General features: G+C 69.2%; 18 protein-coding genes and 1 pseudogene. 11 read left to right on the top strand and 8 right to left on the bottom strand.

What is annotated here, in order from left to right; all coding sequences use genetic code 11:
* The 6 genes and pseudogenes from V6B97_RS09460 to V6B97_RS09435 all read left to right on the top strand — a co-directional run.
* Positions 1–122: pseudogene (locus tag V6B97_RS09460) on the top strand (IS1595 family transposase); the annotation flags it as partial.
* A gap of 99 nt (positions 123–221) precedes the next feature.
* Entirely contained in the window at positions 222–716 is a 495-nt protein-coding gene (locus tag V6B97_RS09455) for a rubrerythrin family protein (RefSeq protein WP_333506256.1), read from the top strand.
* A gap of 341 nt (positions 717–1,057) precedes the next feature.
* Positions 1,058–1,909 (top strand): winged helix-turn-helix domain-containing protein, encoded by an 852-nt coding sequence (locus V6B97_RS09450; RefSeq protein WP_333506255.1) that lies wholly within the window; start codon positions 1,058–1,060, stop codon positions 1,907–1,909.
* A gap of 219 nt (positions 1,910–2,128) precedes the next feature.
* The gene (locus V6B97_RS09445; RefSeq protein ID WP_333506254.1) at positions 2,129–4,024 is read left to right on the top strand and encodes a UbiD family decarboxylase; all 1,896 of its coding nucleotides are present in this window, start codon (positions 2,129–2,131) and stop codon (positions 4,022–4,024) included.
* 297 nt (positions 4,025–4,321) lie between these two features.
* On the top strand, positions 4,322–5,815 hold the full coding sequence (locus V6B97_RS09440) for a UTP--glucose-1-phosphate uridylyltransferase (protein ID WP_333506253.1): 1,494 nt from the start codon (positions 4,322–4,324) through the stop codon (positions 5,813–5,815).
* A gap of 368 nt (positions 5,816–6,183) precedes the next feature.
* On the top strand, positions 6,184–6,606 hold the full coding sequence (locus V6B97_RS09435; protein ID WP_333506252.1) for a hypothetical protein: 423 nt from the start codon (positions 6,184–6,186) through the stop codon (positions 6,604–6,606).
* Positions 6,607–6,733: 127 nt separating this feature from the next.
* Here the strand turns inward: V6B97_RS09435 and V6B97_RS09430 are convergent, their stop codons facing one another.
* The gene (locus tag V6B97_RS09430; RefSeq protein ID WP_333506251.1) at positions 6,734–9,484 is read right to left on the bottom strand and encodes a heavy metal translocating P-type ATPase; all 2,751 of its coding nucleotides are present in this window, start codon (positions 9,482–9,484) and stop codon (positions 6,734–6,736) included.
* A 198-nt stretch (positions 9,485–9,682) separates the two neighbouring features.
* Here V6B97_RS09430 and V6B97_RS09425 point away from each other — a divergent pair, with 198 nt between their 5' ends.
* The gene (locus V6B97_RS09425) at positions 9,683–9,880 is read left to right on the top strand and encodes a heavy-metal-associated domain-containing protein (RefSeq protein ID WP_333506250.1); all 198 of its coding nucleotides are present in this window, start codon (positions 9,683–9,685) and stop codon (positions 9,878–9,880) included.
* Positions 9,881–10,026: 146 nt separating this feature from the next.
* Here the strand turns inward: V6B97_RS09425 and V6B97_RS09420 are convergent, their stop codons facing one another.
* Together V6B97_RS09420 and V6B97_RS09415 are read right to left on the bottom strand one after the other, a co-directional pair.
* The gene (locus tag V6B97_RS09420) at positions 10,027–10,914 is read right to left on the bottom strand and encodes an AMIN domain-containing protein (RefSeq protein ID WP_333506249.1); all 888 of its coding nucleotides are present in this window, start codon (positions 10,912–10,914) and stop codon (positions 10,027–10,029) included.
* Between the two features lie 15 nt (positions 10,915–10,929).
* Positions 10,930–11,766, bottom strand: a complete 837-nt coding sequence (locus tag V6B97_RS09415; protein WP_333506248.1) for a tetratricopeptide repeat protein — start codon at positions 11,764–11,766, stop codon at positions 10,930–10,932.
* Between the two features lie 189 nt (positions 11,767–11,955).
* Between V6B97_RS09415 and V6B97_RS09410 the strand changes: the two genes are divergently transcribed.
* The 3 genes from V6B97_RS09410 to V6B97_RS09400 all read left to right on the top strand — a co-directional run bounded on the left by V6B97_RS09410 (position 11,956) and on the right by V6B97_RS09400 (position 14,120).
* A complete protein-coding gene (locus tag V6B97_RS09410) occupies positions 11,956–12,300 on the top strand; it encodes a hydrogenase maturation nickel metallochaperone HypA (protein ID WP_333506247.1) in 345 nt (114 codons plus the stop codon).
* A gap of 9 nt (positions 12,301–12,309) precedes the next feature.
* Positions 12,310–12,966: a hydrogenase nickel incorporation protein HypB gene (hypB, locus tag V6B97_RS09405; RefSeq protein WP_333506246.1), complete on the top strand. Its 657-nt coding sequence runs from the start codon at positions 12,310–12,312 to the stop codon at positions 12,964–12,966.
* A gap of 170 nt (positions 12,967–13,136) precedes the next feature.
* Positions 13,137–14,120, top strand: a complete 984-nt coding sequence (locus V6B97_RS09400; protein ID WP_333506245.1) for an Mrp/NBP35 family ATP-binding protein — start codon at positions 13,137–13,139, stop codon at positions 14,118–14,120.
* A gap of 80 nt (positions 14,121–14,200) precedes the next feature.
* Here the strand turns inward: V6B97_RS09400 and sppA are convergent, their stop codons facing one another.
* Positions 14,201–15,208: a signal peptide peptidase SppA gene (gene sppA, locus V6B97_RS09395; RefSeq protein ID WP_333506244.1), complete on the bottom strand. Its 1,008-nt coding sequence runs from the start codon at positions 15,206–15,208 to the stop codon at positions 14,201–14,203.
* Positions 15,209–15,482: 274 nt separating this feature from the next.
* Between sppA and V6B97_RS09390 the strand changes: the two genes are divergently transcribed.
* Complete coding sequence (locus V6B97_RS09390) at positions 15,483–16,709, top strand: Smr/MutS family protein (protein ID WP_333506243.1); 1,227 nt, start codon at positions 15,483–15,485, stop codon at positions 16,707–16,709.
* Positions 16,710–16,860: 151 nt separating this feature from the next.
* Here V6B97_RS09390 and proC read toward each other — a convergent pair whose 3' ends face one another.
* The 4 genes from proC to V6B97_RS09370 all read right to left on the bottom strand — a co-directional run bounded on the left by proC (position 16,861) and on the right by V6B97_RS09370 (position 21,672).
* Positions 16,861–17,688: a pyrroline-5-carboxylate reductase gene (proC, locus tag V6B97_RS09385; RefSeq protein ID WP_333506242.1), complete on the bottom strand. Its 828-nt coding sequence runs from the start codon at positions 17,686–17,688 to the stop codon at positions 16,861–16,863.
* Positions 17,689–17,692: 4 nt separating this feature from the next.
* Positions 17,693–18,112 (bottom strand): nucleoside-diphosphate kinase, encoded by a 420-nt coding sequence (gene ndk / locus V6B97_RS09380; protein WP_007527740.1) that lies wholly within the window; start codon positions 18,110–18,112, stop codon positions 17,693–17,695.
* Positions 18,113–18,523: 411 nt separating this feature from the next.
* Positions 18,524–20,179, bottom strand: coding sequence for a divergent polysaccharide deacetylase family protein (locus V6B97_RS09375; RefSeq protein ID WP_333506241.1), 1,656 nt, complete (start codon positions 20,177–20,179; stop codon positions 18,524–18,526).
* A 194-nt stretch (positions 20,180–20,373) separates the two neighbouring features.
* Positions 20,374–21,672 carry a S41 family peptidase gene (locus tag V6B97_RS09370; protein WP_333506240.1) on the bottom strand — a complete coding sequence of 433 codons (1,299 nt, stop codon included), beginning with the start codon at positions 21,670–21,672 and terminating at the stop codon, positions 20,374–20,376.
* Between the last annotated feature and the right edge of the window lie 29 nt (positions 21,673–21,701).

Raw genomic sequence — 21,701 nt, 5'->3', positions numbered from 1 at the left:
GGGTGAAGAGGAACTTCGAATTACACCTCAAAGAATGTGAATGGCGCTACAACAAGCCCCTGCCCCAACTCATTGCCGAAATGAAACGGCTGGTAGCAAAAAACAAAGACCTGATGGTCTAGAGCCTTTCAAAAAAGCACTTTACAAGGCCATGGATGGCAGCTAAACAGGAATTGTTCCTGACAAGGAGCCCAACCACGAAACCAGAAAGGAGCATATCGATGAGCAAGACCCACGAGAACATCATGGCGGCCTTTGCCGGCGAATCCCAGGCCAACCGCAAGTACCTCGCCTTCGCCAAGCAGGCCGACAAGGAAGGCCTGCCGCAGGTCGCCAAGCTGTTCCGCGCCGCCGCCGAGGCGGAAACCATCCACGCCCACGGCCACCTGCGCAACGCGGGCAAGATCGGTTCCACCCTCGACAACCTCAAGTCCGCCATCGAGGGCGAAACCTACGAATTCACCAAGATGTACCCGCAGATGATCGCCGAGGCAGAAGCCGAAGGCGAAAAGGTGCCCGCCCGCTACTTCGGCTGGGCCAACGCCGTGGAAGAGGTGCACGCCAACCTCTACAAGAAGGCGCTGGAAAACCCGGCCGCCCTGGCCGACGTGGACTACCATGTCTGTTCCGTGTGCGGCTACACCCATGAAGGCCCGCACGACGACAAGTGCCCCATCTGCAACGCTTCGGCCTCTGCGTTCTACAAGGTGGCGTAGGGGCAGTTTCTAAATTGTCCTTCCGCCCGTTGGCTTCGTCAAACTTCGCCTGCCATATCGGTCGAATACGATAAGAGCGCGCTGCGGTCCTCTCCCGTAAGGTTCGCAGGCTCACCTAACGGGAGAGGCATACTCCCTCATGGCAGGCTCGTTTTCCTTGCCAACGAACGAAAACCCTAATTTAGAAACAGCCCCTGGTTCGCTCCCCGCGCGAACGGCGTACCCCCTCGGAGGGCTCCGGCATACATGCCGGAGCCCTCCCGTCGTTGGCGCCCTCGACACCGTGCGGAGGGTGCAGTATCCCAGCCCATGCGCACACGCTTCTCCGTTTCGGGACACCCATGCTGATCCTGCTCCGCACCGCCGACGCGCGCATCGCCGCGCACATGACCGACACCCTGGCCGAGGCCGGGTTGCGGCTGGTGGTGGAACTGCCCCCGGCACCCGCGAACGTGCCGGATGCGGGGGTACAGGCCGTTCCGCATGCCGACGCGCTGGTGGCCGACCTAGACCTGCTGGTCCCGCCTCCCTCACGCGACATGTTCCCGTTTTCCCACCCCGTCCTTTCCGGCATCCGGCCCGGCATCCCGCCCGACATCCCGTCCGGCATCCCCCTCGGCACCCCATTGGTCCTGCTGCACACCGGCACGGCCCGGCAGGAGTCGCGCCGCGTGCGCGCCGCCGGGTTGCCCGCGTCCGCCCGCCTGCTGCGCGCGCCGTTCGCCGCCGGGGCGCTGGTGGCCGCGCTGCGGGCGGCGGGGCTGGCGGCTCCCCCCGGCCGGGGGCCGCTGGCGGCCGGAGTGCTGGCCCTGGGTGACATCGTGTTCGACCCCGCCACCGGCCGCGCCACCCGCGACTTCCGCCCCCTCTCGCTGCACCCGCAGGAACGGCTGCTGCTGGAACTGCTGTTGCGCCGGGCGGGAATGGTGGTGCAGCGCGCGGACATCGCCCGCTGGTGCCTGGACTACGCCGCGCCGTCTTCCGGCCCCGCGCACCATCACGCCCATAAGGTGGACGTGCTGGTCTCGCGCTTGCGGCGCACGCTGGAGCGCACGGTTGCACCGGGCGCCCCCCGCTCCCCCGGTTCCCACGGTTCCCCCAGTTCCCCCAGTTCCCCCAGTTCCCACGGTCCCGCAGTCGGCGCCCGCCTGCGCACGGTGCGCGGCGTGGGCTACCGGCTGGAAACGGACTGACGCCGCGCCGGTCACGGTTCGCGCCACGCCCCGCCCTTCCGCCATCGCGCCCCGCGCCCCGGCTCTTCCCCCGGCCTTTATCCCCATTCCGGGCTTGCGTCGCAGGCGGGCTTGTCGCATTGTCGCATTCCCGAACCCCGCCGCGCCGCCGGTTCCGGCCACTCCGCCCGGCCCGCGCGAACCATGCATGCGCCACCGCGCCGCCAGCACGAGGAACCCGTGACCTACCGCAATCTTTCCGCCTGCGTCGCCGACCTTGAACGCCACAAGCACCTCGTGCGCATCGACGCGGAGGTGGACGCCAACCTGGAAATCGCCGCCATCCAGCGCCGCGCCTACCGCGCGGGCGCGCCCGCCATGCTGTTCACGCGGGTGAAGGGCTGCCGCTTTCCCATGCTGGCCAACCTGTTCGGCACCATGGAGCGCACGAAATTCATCTTCCGCGATACCCTGCGCGCCGTGGAGGGCATCTTCCGCCTGAAGCTGGACCCCTTCGACGCCTTCCGCCATCCCCTGCGCTACACCGGCGTGCCGCGCGCCCTGTGGTCCATGCTGCCGAAGTCGGTGTCCGACGGCCCGGTGCTGCGCCACCGCTGCGCCATCAGCGACCTGCCGCGCCTCGTCTCCTGGCCCATGGACGGCGGCGGCTACGTCACCCTGCCGCAGGTGTACACCGAAAGCCCCGACGCGCCCGGCCCCATGCAGTCCAACATCGGCATGTACCGGGTGCAACTGGACGGCCCGGACTACGAGAAGGACCGCGAGGTGGGCCTGCACTACCAGATCCACCGGGGCATCGGGTACCACCACGCCCAGGCCCTGCGCCGGGGCGAACCGCTGAAGGTCAACGTCTTCGTGGGCGGGCCGCCGTCCATGACCCTGTCCGCCGTCATGCCCCTGCCGGAAGGCATCGCCGAAATCCTGTTCGCGGGCGCGCTGGCGGGGTTCCGCATTCCCATGATCCGTCAATCCCGGCAATCCCGGCGTCCGGGTGGCCTGCCCATCCTGGCGGAGGCCGACTTCTGCATCAGAGGCGCCATCGCCCCGTACCAGAAGCCGGAAGGCCCCTTCGGCGACCACCTCGGCTACTACAGCCTGGCGCACGACTTCCCCGTGCTGCGGGTGGACGCGGTGCACCACCGCCCCGACGCCATCTGGCCGTTCACCACCGTGGGCCGCCCCCCGCAGGAAGACACCGTGTTCGGCGACTTCATCCACCAGCTTACCGCCGACTTGGTGCCGCAGGTGTTCGCGGGCGTGCGCGAGATCCACGCCGTGGACGCCGCCGGGGTGCATCCGCTGCTGCTGGCCATCGGCAGCGAGCGCTACGTGCCCTACGCCGGGGAGCGCCAGCCGCAGGAACTGATCACCTGCGGCATGGCCCTGCTGGGCACTACCCAGACCTCCCTTTCCAAGTACGTGCTGATCATGGCCCACGAGGACGCGCCCTCCATGTCCACGCACGACTTCCCCGGCTTCTTCACGCACATGCTGGAGCGCACCGACTTCACCCGCGACCTGCACTTCATCACCCGCACCACCATCGACACCCTGGACTACACCGGCATCAGCCTGAACCAAGGGTCCAAGCTGGTGTGGGCGGCGGCGGGCCCGCGCAAGCGGCAACTGGCCGACACCCTGCCCGGCGATCTGCCGCTGGATGCGCGACCGGACGACGATCAGATGGCCGGGGCGGGCGGCGGCGCGTTCGGGGATCCGCGCCTGTTCGGCCGGGGCGTCGTGGTGCTGCGCGGGCCGAAGCACACCGCCAGGCGCGACGAGCACGACCCGGCCATGCACGCCCTGGCCGCCCGGCTGGCCCACGCGCGCGGGCTGGACGGCCTGCCGCTGTTCGTGGTGGTGGACGACCCGGCCTTCACCGCCGCCAACTGGGAGAATTTCCTGTGGGTGGTCTTCACCCGCTCGGACCCGGCCACCGACATGTACGGCGCGGGCGAATTCACCCACTGCAAGCACTGGGGGTGCACCGGCCCGCTGCTCATCGACGCGCGGCTGAAGTCGTTCCACGCCCCGGCGCTGGAGACCGACCCGGACGTGGAGCGCCGCGTGGACGCGCTGGCCGCGCCTGGCGGCCCGCTGCACGGGTACCTGTAGTCTTTCGCCTCTTCTTCCCACCCCTCTTCCCGCAATCCCGCGCATTCCGGCGGCGCGGCGGCCAGTTTGCCGCGCCGCCCCTTTTCGTCAGCAACCATTTACGAATATTCCCCATTCTCGCCCGCGCGCCGTGTTCCGCCACCCCGCCGTCACCGGTTCGCCATGCGCAACCCCCCTTTTCTGCTGTCCTTTTCTTGAAGTTATGCTACATTTGGTGCATTCTTGCATGCCCGTCCCTTCGGCGCGCCGCCGTGCGCGCCATCGGAATGCCTTCGTAGCGCTTTTGCAGAGGTCGCCATGCCCCATTCCGGCCCCGAGCTGCTGACCCGGCCCGCCGCCCCCACCATCGCCCCCGTCCGCATTCCCGATGCGGACGCGGATGCCGGCGTGTGCACCGCTCCCCTGCAACCCTTTGCCGCCAAGATGTCGCGCGCCGGAATGCCCTCGCCGCTGGTGGCGCTGTTCGCCTCATACCTGAAAGAACTGGCCTGCGGCAGCACCGGCCTGATCCCCGAACCGGACATCCTGCCCGTGGGGCGCGACGACCTGCCCCTGCTGGACGACCTGGCCCCCTACGCCGCCACCGGGCGCGCCCGCCTGCGCGAGGCGGCGTGCATCAAGCTGAACGGCGGCCTCGGCACCAGCATGGGCATGACCCACGCCAAGTCGCTGCTGCCCGCCAAGAACGGGGCCACCTTCCTCGAACTCATCGTGCGCCAAGCCGAACACCTGCGCCGCGCCCACGGCGGGCCTTCGCCGCTGCTGTTCATGAACAGCTTTTCCACCCACCAGGACACCCTGCGCGCGCTGGACGTGCTGGGCCTGCAACACACCGGCAGGCCGGGCGCCTTCTTGCAGCACCGCTTTCCCAAGGTGTCGCGGGCAACGCTGCTGCCCGTGGAGTACCCGGAAAACCCGGAACTGGAATGGAACCCGCCCGGCCACGGCGACATCTACGCCGCGCTGGCCCTTTCCGGCCACCTGGACCGGCTGCTGGAATCGGGCCGCCGCTACGCGCTCATCTCCAACGCCGACAACCTGGGCGCCACGCTGGACCCGGCCATTCTCGGCTACCTCATGGAAGAGGACATCCCCTTCCTGATGGAATGCGCGCCGCGCACCCCGGCGGACCGCAAGGGCGGGCACCTGGCCCGTTCGCGCGACGGAGGGCTGGCGCTGCGCGAACTGGCCCAGTGCCCGGACGAAGACCTGCCCCGCTTCCAGGACATCGTGCGCTACGGACTGTTCAACACCAACAACATCTGGCTGGACCTGCGCGCGCTGCGCCGCCACATCGACGGGCACGGCCTGCTGCGCCTGCCCATGATCCGCAACCCCAAGACCGTGAACCCACGCGACCCCCATTCGGAAAAGGTCTGGCAGGTGGAAACGGCCATGGGCGCGGCCATTTCGCTGTTCCCCAAGGCGCGGGCCATCGTCACCCGGCGCGAGCGCTTCCTGCCGGTGAAGCGGTGCAGCGACCTGCTGGTGCTGTGGTCCGACCGCACCCTGCTGGAGCCCGACGGCCGCGTGCGCCCCAACCCGGACTGCACCACCTCCAACGTGCTGGTGGACCTGGACAACGCCCACTACGGCACCTGGGACCGGCTGATGGCCCGTTTTCCCCACGGCGCGCCATCCCTGCTGCACTGCGCCACGCTGGCCGTGCACGGCGACGTGCTGTTCGGCCGCAACGTCGCCGTGCGCGGGCGGGTGGTGGTGCGCAACCCCTCGTGCATGCAGGCCGCCATTCCCCACGGCGCGGTGCTGGAAGGCGACGTGAACCTGTAGGCGCACCCGCTGGGATGGCCGCTGCCGCCCGATTCCGCCCGATTCCGTCCGGTCCAGCCCCCTTCGCCCGCCGCGTGCGCCCCGCGCCATGCCCACGTCATGCCCATGTCATGTCAGGACGCGTAACCACGCGCGGCCATTTCTAGATTTTTTCTTGAGCTTTTTTTCCGTCTGACCTAACGTGCCCCGTGAGACCGGTGTGTACGGGGGCATGCTTGGGGCAATCGCGCGCGCTGCCGATGCGGCGCGCATGCAGGCCATGCAGCCCGGCCCGCCGAAACGGGGACGAACAGGTCCGGCCCGTCGCGCCGTGCCGCCGTCCACCACCCCGCAGGACGACAGCCGCACCCCGAGCAGGGAGGGCGAACATGCCTCAGGTTGCCGCCAGGATATCGTCGGAGCAGGAACGCTGGCTCAAGGACTACTTCCGCACCAAGAGCGCCGGGGCGGAGTTCATCCTGCCGTGGGCCGTGGACACCTTCTTCCGCGCCATTTCCACCATCAAGGGCATCTTTTCCGGGCCCGAACTCAAGACCATCATCGAGGCCCACAAGGACCTGCGCCTGCTGCCGGACCACACCCGGCTGTCCTACCTGCTGCTGCGGGTCATGGACGCCTGCGACGTAGGCATGGTGCACACCAAGCACGGGGCCAGCAAGGCCAGCCTGGAAGCCAAGCTGAAACGCCTGGACGACACCCAGGCCACCGCGCTGATGGTCTGGGCCGCCGCCTACTGGGTGAGCCGCAACTGCACGGCCGACAGCCTGGACGAGTACATCAAGGACTACTAGCCGTTGCGGCTTTCCGCCGCCTGACGCCGCACGCCGCGGGCATCCACCGCGAGGTATCCCGGAACGGCAAGGGGCGCCGGATCGTGATGATCCGGCGCCCCTTGCGTTTCCCCCGGCGGCGCCGGGGCTACACGCTCTTTTCCGCCCCGCCTTCCGGCCCGCTCCCGGGCCCGCCCTCCGGAGTGAAGAAGCGCAGCCGCAACGCGTTGCTGACCACGGAAACCGAGGACAGGGCCATGGCCCCGCCCGCGATCATGGGCGACAGGGTGGGCCCGCCGAAGGCGTGCAGCACCCCGGCCGCCACGGGAATGCCCAGCACGTTGTAGCCGAAGGCCCAGAACAGGTTCTGGCGGATGTTGCGCACCGTGGCCCGGCTGAGGGCAAGGGCCGTGAGCACCCCGTCCAGACCGCCGCGCAGCAGCACGATGTCGCCCGCCTCCACCGCCACGTCGATGCCGGTGCCCATGGCGATGCCCACGTGGGCGCGGGCCAGGGCCGGGGCGTCGTTGATGCCGTCGCCCACCATGCCCACCACGTGGCCCTCGGCCTGCAACGCGCTGACGGCCTGCTCCTTCTGGTCGGGCAGCACTTCGGCCCGCACGTCGTCGATGCCCGCCTGACGGGCCACGGCCAGGGCGGTGCGGCGGTTGTCGCCGGTCAGCATCACCACGCGCACGCCCATGTCCCGCAGGCGGCGCACCACGGCCGGGGCTTCCGGCTTCAGCGGGTCGGACACGCCCAGCAGGGCGGCCATGCGGCCGTCCACGGCCACGTACAGCGGGGTGCGGCCCTGCTCGGCCAGTGCGTCGGACCGCGCGGCCACCTCGGGCGCATCGTGTCCGGCCACGTTTTCGGCCTCCATGAAGGCCCGGTTGCCGATGGCGACGGAACGCCGTGCGCCGTCATCGGCCACCACCCGGCCGCGCACGCCCTTGCCGGGCACGGCCAGAAAGTCCTCCACCGGCCACGGGGCAAGGCCGCGCTCCGTGGCCCCGGCCGCCACGGCCTCCGCCAGCGGGTGCTCGGACAGGGCTTCCAGCGAAGCGGCAAGGCGCACCAGCGCGGCTTCGGAACCGTCTTCGCCCTCCGCGCGCAGCGCCACCACGTCGGCCAGCATCACAACATCTGTCAGACGCGGGCTGCCCACGGTGAGGGTGCCGGTCTTGTCGAACACCAGCGCGGTCAGCCGCCCGGCCTGTTCCAGCGCCTCGCCGCTCTTGATCAGCACGCCCAGCTGCGCGCCGCGCCCGGTGCCCACCATGATCGAGGTGGGCGTGGCAAGCCCCATGGCGCACGGGCAGGCGATGACCATCACCGCCACGAAGATGCGCAGGGCAAAGGTGAATTCCGATCCGGAGGCATACCACGCCACCCCGGCCAACACCGCCAGGGCCATCACCGCCGGGACGAACCACAGGCTCACCCGGTCGGCCAGGTTGGCGATGGGGGCCTTGGAGCCCTGGGCGTCCTGCACCAGCCGGATGATCCGGGCCAGCACGGTGTCCGCGCCCACACGTTCCGCCCGCATGACGAACGAGCCGTGCCGGTTGATGGTGCCGCCCGCCACCGGGTCGCCGGGGTTCTTGGTCACCGGCAGGCTTTCGCCGGTCAGCATGGCCTCGTCCACGCTGCTGGCGCCCTCCTCCACCACGCCGTCCACGGCGATGCGCGCGCCGGGCCGCACCAGCAGCCGGTCACCGGCCCGCACGGACGCAACGGACACCTCGCGCGCCTCGCCGTCCTCCATGCGCAGGGCCGTGTCGGGCGCAAGCTCCATCAGGGCCTTGATGGCCTCGGACGTGCGGGTGCGCGAGCGCAGTTCGAAGTACTTGCCCAGCGACACCAGCGCGATGAGCACCGCCGCCGACTCGTAGTACAGGTCCATGACCCGCCGGGCCACCTCCACCCCAAGGCCGATCTCCACCGTATTCCACAGGCTGTAGGCAAAGGCCGCGCCGGTGCCCACGGCCACCAGCGAATCCATGTTGGGGGCGCGCCGCGCCAGATTGCCGAAGCCGATGCGGTAGAAGTCGCGCCCGAACCACAACACCGGCAGCGTCAGGAACAGCTGCGCCAGCGCGAAGGCCAGCGGCGCGTGGTGCGGGTCGAGCCAGGCGGGCAAGGGCAGGCCCGCCATGTGCCCCATGGACAGCACCAGCAGCGGGATGGTGAAGGCGAACTCGCGCACCAGCTTGCCGCGCATGCGGGCAAGGCGGGCGGCGGCTTCCTCGCGCTGGGCCTCCCACAGGGCGGTGCCGGAATCCTGCCGGGGCAGGATGCGTTCCGCCTCGAATCCCAGTTCCGCGATGCGCGCGGGAATGGCGGCGGCAAGGGCTTCCGTGGCGTCCGGGGCCAGGCCGGGCGCGGGTGTGACCTGCGCCGTTTCCGTGGCCAGGCTGACGGTGACGGACGCCACGCCCTCCATCTGGCCCACGGTGCGCTCGATGCGCGCCGAGCAGGCCGCGCAGTGCATGCCGCGCACCGCGTAGCGCAGCAGGCCGTCGTCGGGGGCGGAGGTGGACGCGGGGTCCGGCAGCACCGCCTCGAAGCCCAGGTCCTTCACCCGTTCGGCGATATCGTCCAGATGCAGGGCGGCGGGGTTCCACGCCACGTCCATGGTCTCGGTGGCCAGGTTCACGTTGATGCGCGACACCCCGTCCATCTGCCCCACCATGCGTTCGATGCGGCCCGCGCACACCGCGCAGGTCATGCCCCGCACCGGCAGCACCAGCCGGGACAGGTCGGGGGATGCCGCACCGCCGGAAGCGCCGCTCGCCGCCGCCGGGGTGCCGGGAGGAGTGGCGCCGGGGGTGCCCGGACGGGAACCGGAAGGATCGGCGGCCTGCGCGGCACCGGACGAATCATCGGACATGGTCATGCGGACTCCTGCGGACGGCGGGGCGAAAGGACGCGCCTGCACCGGCCGAAACGACGGCCCCGAATTGCGGCGGCGTGTTGCCAAACCGCACCCCGGAGCCTATGTTGTTGAAAGGTATTCTCACCCAAGTAATCCCGTGTCCGCAGCAAGGCAAGGGCGCGCACTGCATTCGTGACCCGCAAGCCAAGGAGCCAGACCATGCCCAGCGTTACCGTGAAGGGAATGTCGTGCAATCACTGCAAGATGTCCGTGACCAAGGCCGTTGCCGGGGTTTCCGGCGTCAAGGATGTGGACGTCAGCCTGGAAAAGGGCGAGGCCGCGTGGACCGAATCGGCCCCCGTGGACGTGGAGGCCGTGAAGGCCGCCATCCGCAAGGCCGGGTTCGACACGGAGTAGGGCCTTCCGGGCCGCGCCGGCGTGGTCCTCTTGCAGACGGCAGACATGAAAAGAGCGGGGCGACATGGCCGCCCCGCTCTTTGCGTTTCCGAAGGGATCCCCCTGCCAGGGGCTGTTTCCTGCCTGGACAATATCAGAGGAGCCCCCTACTGCACGCGGACCTCTATGACCCTGTCCCCGCTCTTCACCACCTCGTGTTTGGTGGGCGCGGCCTTCAGGTCCAGCACGATGCGGGTGTTCTCGCCGTAGCGGCCCACGCGCACCTTTTCGATGACCCTGTTGGAGGGCACCGAGGGCGCGGTCACCGACCACGCGCCGGTCAGGTCCAGGGCCAGCCGGTCGGGGTTGGGCAGCACGATGTACTTGTACTGGATGGGCGCATCGCCCTGCAGGTGCAGGATGGCCGTGCTGCCGGAGAACTTGATGGTGGCGGAGGTGATGGAATGGTCGCCCTTGGCCGTTTGCGGCGTTGCTGCGGGAGCGGCCTTGGCCGGGGCGGATTGCGCGGCGGGGGCGGCGGCCTGGGGCTTGGCGGCCGGGGCCGCCTTTTCGGCAGGCTTGGCTGGCGCGGCCTTCTCCGTGCCCTTGGCCGGTTCCTTCTTCTTGCTCTCCAGCGGGGCGGCAAGGTCGGCGCCCGACTTGGACGCCATGCGGCCCAGGGCCGTACGCGGTTCGCCCGACGCAGCCTGCCCGGCCTGTCCGGCCTGTCCGGCGGAACCCGGAGAACCGGCGGGCTCGCCCTCGCCGGGCGAAACCATGCCTGCCGGGGTTTCGGTCATCGTGCCGCCGGGCTGGCCGGGGGCCAGGGCTCCCTGCCCACCCTGCTCGAAGTAGGGCATGCCGGGCTGGCCCGGCTGCGCGGGCAGGGGCTGGCCCTGCCCCGGAGTCTGCCCCGGAGTCTGCATTGGCGCCTGTACGGAGGGTCCCTCCACCGGGGCGGGCTTTTCGTCGCCGGAACTGAAATGATTGAGCACGATGAGCGCCATGGCGAACAGCACGACGGTGGGTATCAGCATGGCGATGGTCTTGTTCATCTTGCGAAGGTCTCCTTACCGGGCGGCCTTGCGGGCCGTCCCTTCATCGTTGGCGGCGCCGGCCTTCCGTTCCAGAAGGAAGTCGAGAAAGCGGCGCGAGGGCTCGAGGTCGGGCGTCAGTTCCAGCGACTCGCGCAGGTGCTGTTCCGCCCGCTCCGTGTCGCCCATGTCGTAGTAGGTACGGGCGATGTTGAAATGCACGTGGCTGTCATCCGGCGAAAGGTCCAGCGCGCGCAGATGGTGCCGGATGGCGATGCGCGGCAGCTTGCTCTTGCGCAGGTTGATGCCGAAATCGGTGAACATGTGGCGATGGGCGGGCACGAATTCGCCGGGGGCCTCGGCCAGGCGCTCCAGCGCGCGCACGGCGCGGTCGCGGTCGCCCCGGCGCAGTTGGGCCAGCGCGATGGCGAAGTCGGCCCGCAGCGAACGCTCGGTCTGCGCGCCCACCTCGTGTCCGGCGATGTCGCCGGAACGGCGGTTGGCGTCGCGCCCGGCGGCCATGCCGGACGGCGCGTCACCGGGTGCCGGGTCCTGCCGCTTCTTGCCGCCCGAACCGCCGGAACCGCCCCGCGCGCCCTGCATGGCCGTCAAACCGGGGCGGACGGGCACGGCCAGCACGTCCGGCTCGAAGGCATAGCCCTTGGCCAGTTCCGCCGTGCTGATGGCGCGGCGCTCGCCCGTGGGTTCCATGCTGGCCGACAGGGGCTGCACCACGTAGCCGCCCGCGTCGTGCTCCCAGACGAACCAGTAGCGCCTGCGCGCGGCGTTGCGCCCCGGCGTCCCCATGCCCGGCCTGCCCGTCTGGCGCGGATCGACGGAGGAATAGACGCCCTTGAAGATGCCGGTCTCCATATCTGCTCCTGTCGCTGCCCGCGAACACCGCGCCGTGGCTGCGCGGCGCGGGCGCGTCGGGCTCAGATGTACCCTTTTTCGCGGGCGTTGCAAACGGGCCGGGGCATGCGGGACGGCGGCCCTGTCCCGCACCGCTTCCCCCAACTGGACGCGCCGTGGCTTTTCCTTTATCCATGCCGGATGCATGAAATGTCCGTCGCATCCAGCGTCATCTCCATCGTTCAGGAAGAGCTGGCCAAGCATTCCGCCACCCGGTTGCTGCTGGTCCGCGTGCGCTTCGGCGCGCTGGCCAACCTCGTGCCCGAGGCCATGGAGTTCGCCTTCGAGGCCATGACCATCGGCACCGCCTTCGAGGGTGCGAAGCTGGAACTGGCCATGGCTCCGGTGAAGCTGCAATGCGGCGGCTGCGGCAGGGAGTTCGAGCCGCAGGGCAAGGAACTGCTGTTCGCGCCCTGCCCCGCCTGCGGCGAAGAGGCCGGACACCACGTGCTGGCCGGGCGCGAGTTGTACGTCGAACACATCGAAGCAGAATAGGGGGCTATCGTGGAAATACCCGTGGTCAGGAACGTGCTGGAAGCCAACGACAAGATGGCCGCCCAACTGAAAGGCCTGTTCGCCCGGCACGGCATTCTGGTCCTGAACATGATCAGTTCGCCTGGCGCGGGCAAGACCTCGGTGCTGGAGCGCACCCTGGCCGACCTGCGCGGCGAGTTCCGCATGGCGGTCATCGAAGGCGACCTGCAAACCGACAACGACGCCCGCCGCGTGGCCGCCACCGGGGCCAAGGCCGTGCAGATCAACACCGACGGCGGCTGCCACCTGGACAGCAACATGATTCTGGAGGCGCTGTCCAACTTCGACCTCGCGGAGATCGACATCCTGTTCATCGAGAACGTGGGCAACTTGGTCTGCCCGGTGGAGTTCGACTGCGGCGAAGACCACAAGGTGGCCCTGCTCAGCGTGACCGAAGGCGACGACAAGCCCGAGAAATACCCGCTGCTGTTCAATCTTTCCACGGTGATGCTGCTGAACAAGGTGGACCTTCTGCCCTACGTGGACTTTGACGTGGAGCGGGCCAAGCGTTTCGCCACGCACCTGAACAAGGAGCTGACCATCTTCCCCATGTCCTGCCGCAGCGGCGAAGGACTGGAAGGCTGGTACGACTGGCTGCGCGCGGCGCGCGCCGCCAAGCGCGGGTAGCGCCCGCGCGGACCCGCTGCGGGCTTGCGGCATGGCGGGCGCGTGGTTACAGTAGCACACGTCGGGCAAGCATCCCCGTTCCGACGTCGAATTCACCCCCCGGCCCGTCCGGCACGCAGTTCGTGCCCGGACGGTATCCGGGGGTATGCCATTGCCGGAGGCAACACCCCATGAGCGATTCTTCTTCCTGTCAGGGCTGCCCCAGCGCGGCCGGTTGCGGCTCCGCCGGAAATCCGGAGGGCTGCCCCTCGTCTTCTTCGCCCGCCTCGTCCGGCTCGTCCGGCCCGGCCGCAGGTGCCGGAGGCGGCTGCGGCGGCGGGTGCGGTGGTCCCACCCCGGAACAGCAGGCCGAAGAGGCCAGGTTGCAGGCCACCCTTTCGCACATCCGCAACACCATCGTGGTCATGTCCGGCAAGGGGGGCGTGGGCAAAAGCTCCACCGCCGCCAACATCGCCGCCGGGCTCGCCCTGGCGGGCAAGCGCGTGGGCCTGCTGGACGTGGACGTGCACGGCCCGTCCATCCCCCGCCTGCTGAAGCTGGACGCGGCCCAGGCCGACGTGGACGGCGACACCATCCAGCCCGTGTTGTGGCGCGAAGATGTTTCGCTGAAGGTCATGTCGCTGGGCTTCTTCCTGCCCGACGGCCGCCAGGCGGTGATCTGGCGCGGCCCGGTGAAGATGGGCTTCATCAAGCAGTTGCTGTCCGACGTGGCCTGGGGCGAACTGGACTTCCTGGTGGTGGACTGCCCCCCCGGCACCGGCGACGAACCGCTGTCCGTGCTCCAGTTGTTGGGCGACGCGGCCCGCGCGCTCATCGTCACCACGCCGCAGGCCGTGGCCGTGGACGACGTACGCCGTTCGCTGGGCTTCTGCGAAGACCTGAACGTGCCGGTGCTGGGCGTCATCGAGAACATGAGCGGCATCGTCTGCTCCAAGTGCGGCAACGTGGAATCCCTGTTCGGCCAGGGCGGCGGCGAACGCCTGGCCAAGGAGATGAACGTGCCGTTCCTGGGCGCGGTGCCGCTGGACCCGGAAATCGTCCGCGCGGGCGACGAGGGCAACATCTACATCGCCTCGCACCCCGACCGCCCCGCCGCCGCCGTGCTGCGCACCATCGTGGACGCGCTGGTGGAAGCGGACGCGCCGGAGGCGTAGACACAAAAGCAACCGGGGGAAGGGGAGGGCACTTTGAAAAGTGCCCTCTCCTTCCCCCGATCATTCTTTCCCCCCCTTTCCTACATCCCGGCTTCGGGCAGCCACAAATAATGGAACCCGGCGCGCGTGGCGGCGTCCATGGCGGGCAGGCCAAGATCGACGAGGGCCATGCGTCCGGACCCGGCAGGGGTGGTGGCGGTGGCGTATTCGGTGGCGCCGGGCAGGGGGTCGCGGCGGTAGGTGACCACGCGCAGTTCGCTGGCGCCGGTCAGGCTGGCGGCTTCGGCCAGGGCGTCCTCGAAGTAGCCGATGCGGTCCACCAGCCCGGCGGCCAGGGCCTGACGGGCGGTAAGGATACGCGCGTCGGCGAACTGCGCCTCGCGGCCATGGCTGGCGGGCCTGCGTTCGCGCACCAGTCCCTGAAAACGGCCGTTCATGTCGGCGATGATGGACTGGAACAGGGCGCGCTCCTCGTCGGTGCCCTCGCGGAAGGGGGAGCCCATGTCCTTGTGGTCGCCGGACTTGCTGACCACGGCGCGCACGCCGATCTTGTCCATGAGCCCGGCCACCTCGGGCCGCAGGAAGATGACCCCGATGCTGCCGGTGACCGTGGAGGGGTGCGCCACGATGCGGTCGGCGGCCAGGGCAGTGTAGTAGCCGCCCGAGGCGGCGGTATCCATCATCAGGGCAACGACCTTCTGGCCCGTGCGCTCGCGGTGGCGCATCAACTCATGGTACAGCACGTCGCTGGCGGTGACGCCGCCGCCGGGGCTGTCGATGGCCACGAGCACGGCCTTCACGTCCGGATCTTGGGCGGCCAGGCGCAGCTGCGCCACCACCTCCTGCACCATGCCCGGCCGCTCACGGAACAGGCCGGACTTGGGCCGGTTGTCGATGACGCCGTTGACGTTGATGAGCACGGCCTTGTTGCGGCCCCGGCCGAACACGGTCTCCTCGCCGAAGGGGTCCGGCCCGCCGAAGAACGACGAGCGCGCGCCGCACCCGGCGAGCAGGGCGGAACACGCCAGCAGCAGTGCGAGAATCAGCAGGGGGCGCGCCCCACGGCGCGGGGAATGCGATGCGATCATGAGAAACCTCCGTTGCGCCGATGAGTAGCACATTCGGCCGGACGTGGACAATGCACGGCCGTTGGCGGACGTGTAACAGCGTGTAACGGGCCGGGGCAGTATCCGGGGCCGCGCGCCCCCCTGATTCCATCCGTCCCCCGCTCCACTTGACAGCGCCCCGCCCCGCACGGAGAATTCCACCCCTGGCCACCTTCGACCTTTGCCGGGGCCGGACGGCGCGCCCGCCTTCCGCGCCGTGCCGCCCGCCCCGCCCGCATATTCCGGAGACTTGCCCATGGCAGACACCCGCGACGACGATTTCGACAACGCCAATCCGTTCCGTGCCCTGAACAAGCGCGCCTTCCGCGACGCCCGCGCCCGGAAGGAGACGCCCCCCGCTCCCAAGGCAGGCAGCCGCCACGGCGGGCATGGGGGCCAAGGAGCGCACAAGGCGCACCAGCGGCCCGGCACCGGCGGCGGAACGGGCGAAGCCCGGTCCGGACAGCCCTTGCTGTCCGAAGAAGATGCCGAGGCGTTCCTGTCAGCCATGGGCGCGGTGCAGCGGCTGGACGCGCCGAAGAAGCCCGGCAAGGGCATGCCGCAGGGCAAGAAGGGAATGGAGCAGACACCGACACCCGTAGCGCCCGAGATGCCCGCATCCGCCGTCCAAACCGCCGAGCGCGACAAGCTGGCGGCCACGACGGCGGCCAGGCTGGACGCGGACGCGGCCCGCAACGGCTTTGCGTTACAGGACCAGCCGGGGTTCAAGCGGCTGCTGGAACAGACGGCGGATGCGCCTGACGGCTCCGGCCCGCCTCTTGCCGGAAAGGATTCTACCGCTGCCGCGCCCGCCGCGATGCCCGTCACGGCCTCCGAACGCAAGGAGTCGGTGCGCCAGCGTTCGCGGCAGGCCGTGGCCGACCACGAGCACACCCCGCCCCCCGACGAGGACAACCTGTTCGCCAAGGCCATGACCGGCGTGCACACGCTGGCGGGCAAGGGGCGCGAGGTCCCGCCGGAAACCGCCCCGCGCGAGGCCGCCGCGCCCGCCGTGGGCCATCCGTTGCAGGACTTCATGGACGGCGCGGTGGAATTCGCGCTGGAGTTCACCGACGAATACCTGGAAGGCCACGTGGTGGGGCTGGACGCGCTGACCGTCGGCAAGCTGCGCGCCGGGCAGTACAGCCCGGAAGGCCACCTGGACCTGCACGGCATGAACGCCCTGCAAGCCTACGAATCCATGGTCGGCTTCCTGCGCGCCGCCTACCACAAGGGCATGCGCACCGTGCTGGTCATACCGGGAAGGGGCAAAAACTCCCCCGACGGCATGGGGGTGCTGCGTGAAAAGGTGCAGGCGTGGCTGACGCACGACCCGTTCAAGCGGGTGGTGCTGGCCTTCTGCACGGCCCAGCCCGCTCACGGCGGCGCGGGCGCGCTGTACGTGCTGCTGCGCAAATACAAGAAGTCGCGCGGCAAGATCCAGTGGGACCGCACCCCCACGGACGCGGACCTGTTCTTGTAGGGCGGCGTGTCCGGCTGACACCAGCCACTGGCGCCATTCTCCAGGCGCAGAAATCCCCCGCCGCGTCGCCGCGACGGGGGATCGTGCATTCCATCGGCGTTTCCACAGGCACGGGACCGGGGAAAGCCGGGGCGTCACAAGCGGGCCTCCGCTACTTCTCCATCTCCAGCCCGCGCTTGTAGGCCGCCAGCACCGCATCCATGATGCGGCCGCGCACGGCCTCGCGGTCCAGTTGGTTGATGGCGGCGATGGTGTTGCCGCCGGGCGAGCAGACCTGTTCGCGCAGCACCGAAAGGTGCGTGCCGGACTGCTCCGCCAGGGCCACCGAGCCAGAGAACAGGCCCTTGACCAGTTCCGTGGCGTCCTGCCTGGTGAAGCCCAGGGTCACGGCCACCTCGGTCACCGCCTCCATGAAGTAGAAGACGTAGGCCGGGCCGCAGCCCACCACCGCCGTGAAGGCGGTGAACCTGGCTTCCGGCAGCACGATGGCCGTGCCGATGGCCTCGAACAGGCCCCGGACCAGGTCGCGCTTGTCCGGATCCAGCGCAGGGTCCTCGAAGCACAGCGCGTACACGCCCTTGCCCACCATGGCGGGGGTGTTGGGCATGACGCGCACCACCGGGCAGCCGGGGCCGCCCGCGTCCGCCATGGCGGCCTTCATGGCCGCGATGGACACGCCGGAGGCGATGGACACCACCACCTTGTCCGGCGTGAGCGACGGCGCGATGGCGCGCAGCACGTCGGGCACCAGATAGGGCTTCACCCCCAGCAGCACCACGTCGGCCTGCGCGGCCAGCGCGGCGGCGTCGGACACGGCGCGCACACCGGCGTCGGCCAGTGCAAGCACCTTGGCGGGTGTGGGATTGTACCCCAGCAGGGAAAGCCCCTCGCGGCCGGAAAGACCGCGCAGGATGGCGGCCCCCATGTTGCCGCAGCCGATGCAGCCGATGACGGCGCCCCCGGTGCTCCTGACGCTCATGTCGCTACCCCACCATCTCCAGCGCGTTGAAGAAGTACGCGATTTCGTACGCCGCCGTCTCGGGCGCGTCGGAACCGTGCACGGAATTGGCCTCGATGCTCACGGCATAGGTCTTGCGGATGGTGCCTTCGGCCGCGTTGGCCGGGTTGGTGGCGCCCATCAGGTCGCGGTAACGCTGGATGGCGTTGTCGCCTTCCAGCACGGAGCAGACCACCGGGCCGGAGCACATGTAGGTGACCAGGCTGTCGAAGAAGGGACGCTCGCGATGCACGGCGTAGAAGCCTTCGGCCTGGCTGCGGGTGAGGTGGATCATCTTCATGGCGACGACCTTCAGCCCGCTGTCCTGAATCATCTTCAGGATGGCGCCGGACAGATTGCGTTCCACGGCGTCGGGCTTGATGATCGAAAAGGTGCGCTCGGCCATTCATTTCCTCCGGATACTGCAAGGGTTGCGGTTGCGGCGCGGGCGGCAACGGAACGGTTCACCCGCGCCCGTACATGGGGACACGCCATCAGGTGCGGGCCATTGGCCGTAACCGCCTCACTCACTTGCGGTTTCAGCCTATGCCACACACGCACCCGTCACGCTGCGGCAATTTCGCTCTCCGGCAAGGAGGACGGGCCGCGCGTGATCTCTTCAGGCGGTGCTGGCACAAGAGGGTATTTTGTTCTCTGCCAAGGAAGAACGCCGTTTATGGAGGAAGTGCGGCAGCCGTTGGGCGAGCTTGCGAGCCTTACGGATGGCGACCGCAACGAGTACTCTTCTCGTACTCGACCGGAATAAAAAGGCGTTCTGACGCAGGCAGAGGGCAAAAGACACCTTGTGCGGCACCGCCTAGTGGGAAAGCTGCCGGATAGGTACGATGGTGACCGTGCGATCCCGCGTCCGCGCCCACTCCTTCAGGGCGGCCACGGTTTCCGGCAGGGGGTGGCCGATGGCGATGGCCTGCCCCTCGGCCTGCGCGATGCGGGCCGCCTTGTCCAACTGGAACATGATGTTGCGCTTGTCGGCGATGACGTCGAGGAACACGTTCCGCTTGTAGGCGGGCAGTCCCGCGCGCTTCGCCTCGGCGTACAGTTTCGAATTCTGGTGCGTCACGCTGTCGAGCACGAACAGGCCGGTGCCGTCAAGTGCCTCGCACACGGTGCGCATGGCCGACGCGTTCTGGGTGGCACGCGAGCCCATGTGGTTGTTCAGCCCCACGGCGTGGGGCACGCGGCGCACGGCGTCGCGCACCAGCGCGGCGATTTCCTGCGGCTGCTGGCCGGACAGGATGGCGCCGGGGCCGGGCTTCACCTGCGGGTAGCGCACCGGCTCCATGGGCAGGTGGATCATCACCTCGCGCCCGGCCTTGTGGGCCAGTTCCGCCGCCTCGCGGGCGTGCGTGCTGCGCGGCCAGACCGAGAAGGTCACCGGATAGTCCAGTGCGGCCAGGTCGCGCGCGGCGGACATGCTTTCGCCGATGTCATCGATGACGATGGCCAGCCGCGCTCCGCCCGGCGCCACCGCCACCGGGGGCGGCGCGCCCTCGTAGAGCAGCAGCGAAATCTCGTGGGTGGGCAGGCCGTCCACGGTGACGATGAGCAGGTCGTCGGCCCGCACCTCGACGTTGGCGGTGTCGGACCAGGCGGCCAGCGTTTCCCTCAGGGTCTGCACGAAGCGGTCGGGCGCGCCGTCCAGACCCATTTCCATGCGCTGGAAATGGAAGGTCTGGCCCTTGGCCTGGCGGTTTTCTATGGAGGCCAGGCGCAGCCGGTCTCGGCCGAGGCCCAGGCGGGTCACGGTCTGGACCAGGGCGTAGTCCACCTGCTTCACGCCCGCCTCCACCGGGGCGTCCAGGCTTTCCTCGTAGGGCAGGTTGCCGGGGCTCACGGGCTGACGGACTTCGCCCCCCGCCTCGCGCGTGCCGTTGGGACCGGGCGCGCCGTTTGCCCCACGCTCCGGCCGGACGGGCGCGGCCTGCGGCGTATCGGCTCCGGCGTTGCCCGTTGCGTCCCCGACCGGGGGTTCGCCCTTGGGCGCATCGCCCACCGGGGTTTGGGGAAGCTGGGGCAACTGTGAAAACTGGGGAAACTGCGGCAATTGGGGCAGTTCGGACTGTTCGCCGCGCTTCGCGTCGCCCTTCGGCGGCTTCTGCGCCTGTTGCGGAGCCTGCGCCTTCCTCTCGCCGGGCTCGGCCACGGCGGGCTTGCGCGCCTCGTCGCCGGACGGCTTCATGGGCGAGCCGAACACGAACAGCAGCATCACCAGCAGCGTGGCGGCCACGCAGATGGTCAGCACGGCCCGCGCCACCAGCGGCGTCAGGGTGGGCTTGCCACGCTTGCCGCCGGAGCGCGGACGGCTGCCCGTTCCCCCCGACGCCGGACCAGAAGACTTGCCCGATTTGCCCGATTTACCCGACGGGCTCGACGCGGCGGGCTTGCGGCCCTTGCCCCCCTTGGCGTCATCCTTGCGGGGGGGCTTCTTTCCGGGGCTTTTCTCCCCTGCCATGCATTCTCCTGCATCACGCCCGGCCCGGCCCGCGCCGCCCGTGGCGGCCGTCCGGCCCGCGACATGTCATGACATGTCATGACATGTCTTGGCATGTCCCGACATGATAGGGGGCGCGGTCTCCCGCGCCCCTGGTTTTCGTCGTGTACTGTTCGCAACTTCACCGGCAGCCCGCCGCATGCGCGGCGGGACGCCTACTGGATGTCCTTGAGGCGGGGCAGGCGCTTCACGAACTGCAACGCCATGCGCAGTTGGTTGTCCTTTTCCAGGGCCTGCTTCACGTCGTCGGCCCGCGCGGACGGACGTGCATCCTTGCCCGAAGAGCCGTTCTCTATGTGCCGGTTCAGATCCTTTTCGCGCACCATGTTCAGGCGGTGGGCCTTTTCCTCTTCGCGCGGCAGTTCGAAGGGCACCTCGAAGTCGGGCTCGATGCCTTCCGCCTGGATGGAACGGCCGTTGGGCGTGTAGTACAGGGCCACGGTCAGTTTCAGCCCCGCACCGTCGGACAGCGGGATGACGTTCTGCACCGAGCCCTTGCCGAAGGTGCGTTCGCCCAGGATGAGCGCGCGGTTGTGGTCGCGCAGGGCGCCGGCCACGATTTCCGAGGCCGAGGCGGAACCGGCGTTGACCAGCACCACCATGGGCACGGCCACGTCGCCGGGCTGGGTCTTGGCGCGGTATTCGCGGCTGGCGTCTTCCATGCGGCCGCGGATGGACACGATGACCCCGTCCTTGAGGAAGGTGTCGGACACGCTCACGGCCTGGTCCAGCAACCCGCCGGGGTTGTTGCGCAGGTCGAGGATGATGCCCTTCATGCCCTTCTTGCCCGCTTCCTTCAGCGCGTCCACCAGTTCGCCGGTGGTGCGTTCGCTGAAGCGGGTCAGGCGCACCCAGTAGTAGCCGTCCTCAAGCATCTTGGACTTGACGCTGATGAGCGGGATGGCGTCGCGCACCAGGCGCACCACTTCGGGGGCCTTGGCGTCGCGGTGCAGGATGGACAGTTCCACCTCGGTGCCCTTGGCGCCCCGGATGCGGCTGACCGCTTCCTGGGTGGTCATGTCCTGGGTGGGCACGCCGTCCACGGCGAGGATGATGTCGCCGCTCTTCAGGCCCGCCTTGTGGGCGGGGGTGTCCTCGATGGGGGCCACCACGATGAGCTGGCCGTTCTCGCTGGAAATCTCGATGCCGATGCCGAAGAATTCGCCGGAGGTGCTTTCCTGCATCTCCTTGAATTCCTCCACCGACAGGAATGTCGAATGGGGGTCCAGCCCTTGCAGCATGCCCTTCACGGCGCCGTTGATCAGGTCCTTGCGGGGCACGTCGCGCACGTAATAGCGCTCCACCAGGTCCAGCACCTGGCTGAAGCGCTTCAGCGAATCGTATTTGCCCTCGTCACTTGCCGCGCCGACGGTACCGGGCACCAGCGCCGACCCGCCGGAAAACGCGAGCACGCCGAGAATGAGCAGCGTGGCCGTCCACAGCGTCACACGCATAACGAATCCTCCGAAAGCCTGAAAAGAGG

The sequence above is a fragment of the Nitratidesulfovibrio sp. 1201_IL3209 genome (assembly GCF_036763125.1).
GTDB lineage: Bacteria > Desulfobacterota > Desulfovibrionia > Desulfovibrionales > Desulfovibrionaceae > Cupidesulfovibrio.
The sequence above is the reverse complement of the archived record's forward strand: the minus strand, read 5'-3'. Positions and strand labels throughout refer to the sequence as shown.

Bases quoted from the DNA above. Each gene is read 5' to 3' on its own strand.
- V6B97_RS09455 (WP_333506256.1), top strand. From the start codon at position 222: ATGAGCAAGACCCACGAGAACATCATGGCGGCCTTTGCCGGCGAATCC.
- V6B97_RS09450 (WP_333506255.1), top strand. From the start codon at position 1,058: ATGCTGATCCTGCTCCGCACCGCCGACGCGCGCATCGCCGCGCACATG.
- V6B97_RS09440 (WP_333506253.1), top strand. From the start codon at position 4,322: ATGCCCCATTCCGGCCCCGAGCTGCTGACCCGGCCCGCCGCCCCCACC.
- V6B97_RS09435 (WP_333506252.1), top strand. From the start codon at position 6,184: ATGCCTCAGGTTGCCGCCAGGATATCGTCGGAGCAGGAACGCTGGCTC.
- V6B97_RS09430 (WP_333506251.1), bottom strand. From the start codon at position 9,484: ATGACCATGTCCGATGATTCGTCCGGTGCCGCGCAGGCCGCCGATCCT.
- V6B97_RS09425 (WP_333506250.1), top strand. From the start codon at position 9,683: ATGCCCAGCGTTACCGTGAAGGGAATGTCGTGCAATCACTGCAAGATG.
- V6B97_RS09420 (WP_333506249.1), bottom strand. From the start codon at position 10,914: ATGAACAAGACCATCGCCATGCTGATACCCACCGTCGTGCTGTTCGCC.
- V6B97_RS09415 (WP_333506248.1), bottom strand. From the start codon at position 11,766: ATGGAGACCGGCATCTTCAAGGGCGTCTATTCCTCCGTCGATCCGCGC.
- V6B97_RS09410 (WP_333506247.1), top strand. From the start codon at position 11,956: ATGTCCGTCGCATCCAGCGTCATCTCCATCGTTCAGGAAGAGCTGGCC.
- V6B97_RS09400 (WP_333506245.1), top strand. From the start codon at position 13,137: ATGAGCGATTCTTCTTCCTGTCAGGGCTGCCCCAGCGCGGCCGGTTGC.
- sppA (WP_333506244.1), bottom strand. From the start codon at position 15,208: ATGATCGCATCGCATTCCCCGCGCCGTGGGGCGCGCCCCCTGCTGATT.
- V6B97_RS09390 (WP_333506243.1), top strand. From the start codon at position 15,483: ATGGCAGACACCCGCGACGACGATTTCGACAACGCCAATCCGTTCCGT.
- proC (WP_333506242.1), bottom strand. From the start codon at position 17,688: ATGAGCGTCAGGAGCACCGGGGGCGCCGTCATCGGCTGCATCGGCTGC.
- ndk (WP_007527740.1), bottom strand. From the start codon at position 18,112: ATGGCCGAGCGCACCTTTTCGATCATCAAGCCCGACGCCGTGGAACGC.
- V6B97_RS09375 (WP_333506241.1), bottom strand. From the start codon at position 20,179: ATGGCAGGGGAGAAAAGCCCCGGAAAGAAGCCCCCCCGCAAGGATGAC.
- V6B97_RS09370 (WP_333506240.1), bottom strand. From the start codon at position 21,672: ATGCGTGTGACGCTGTGGACGGCCACGCTGCTCATTCTCGGCGTGCTC.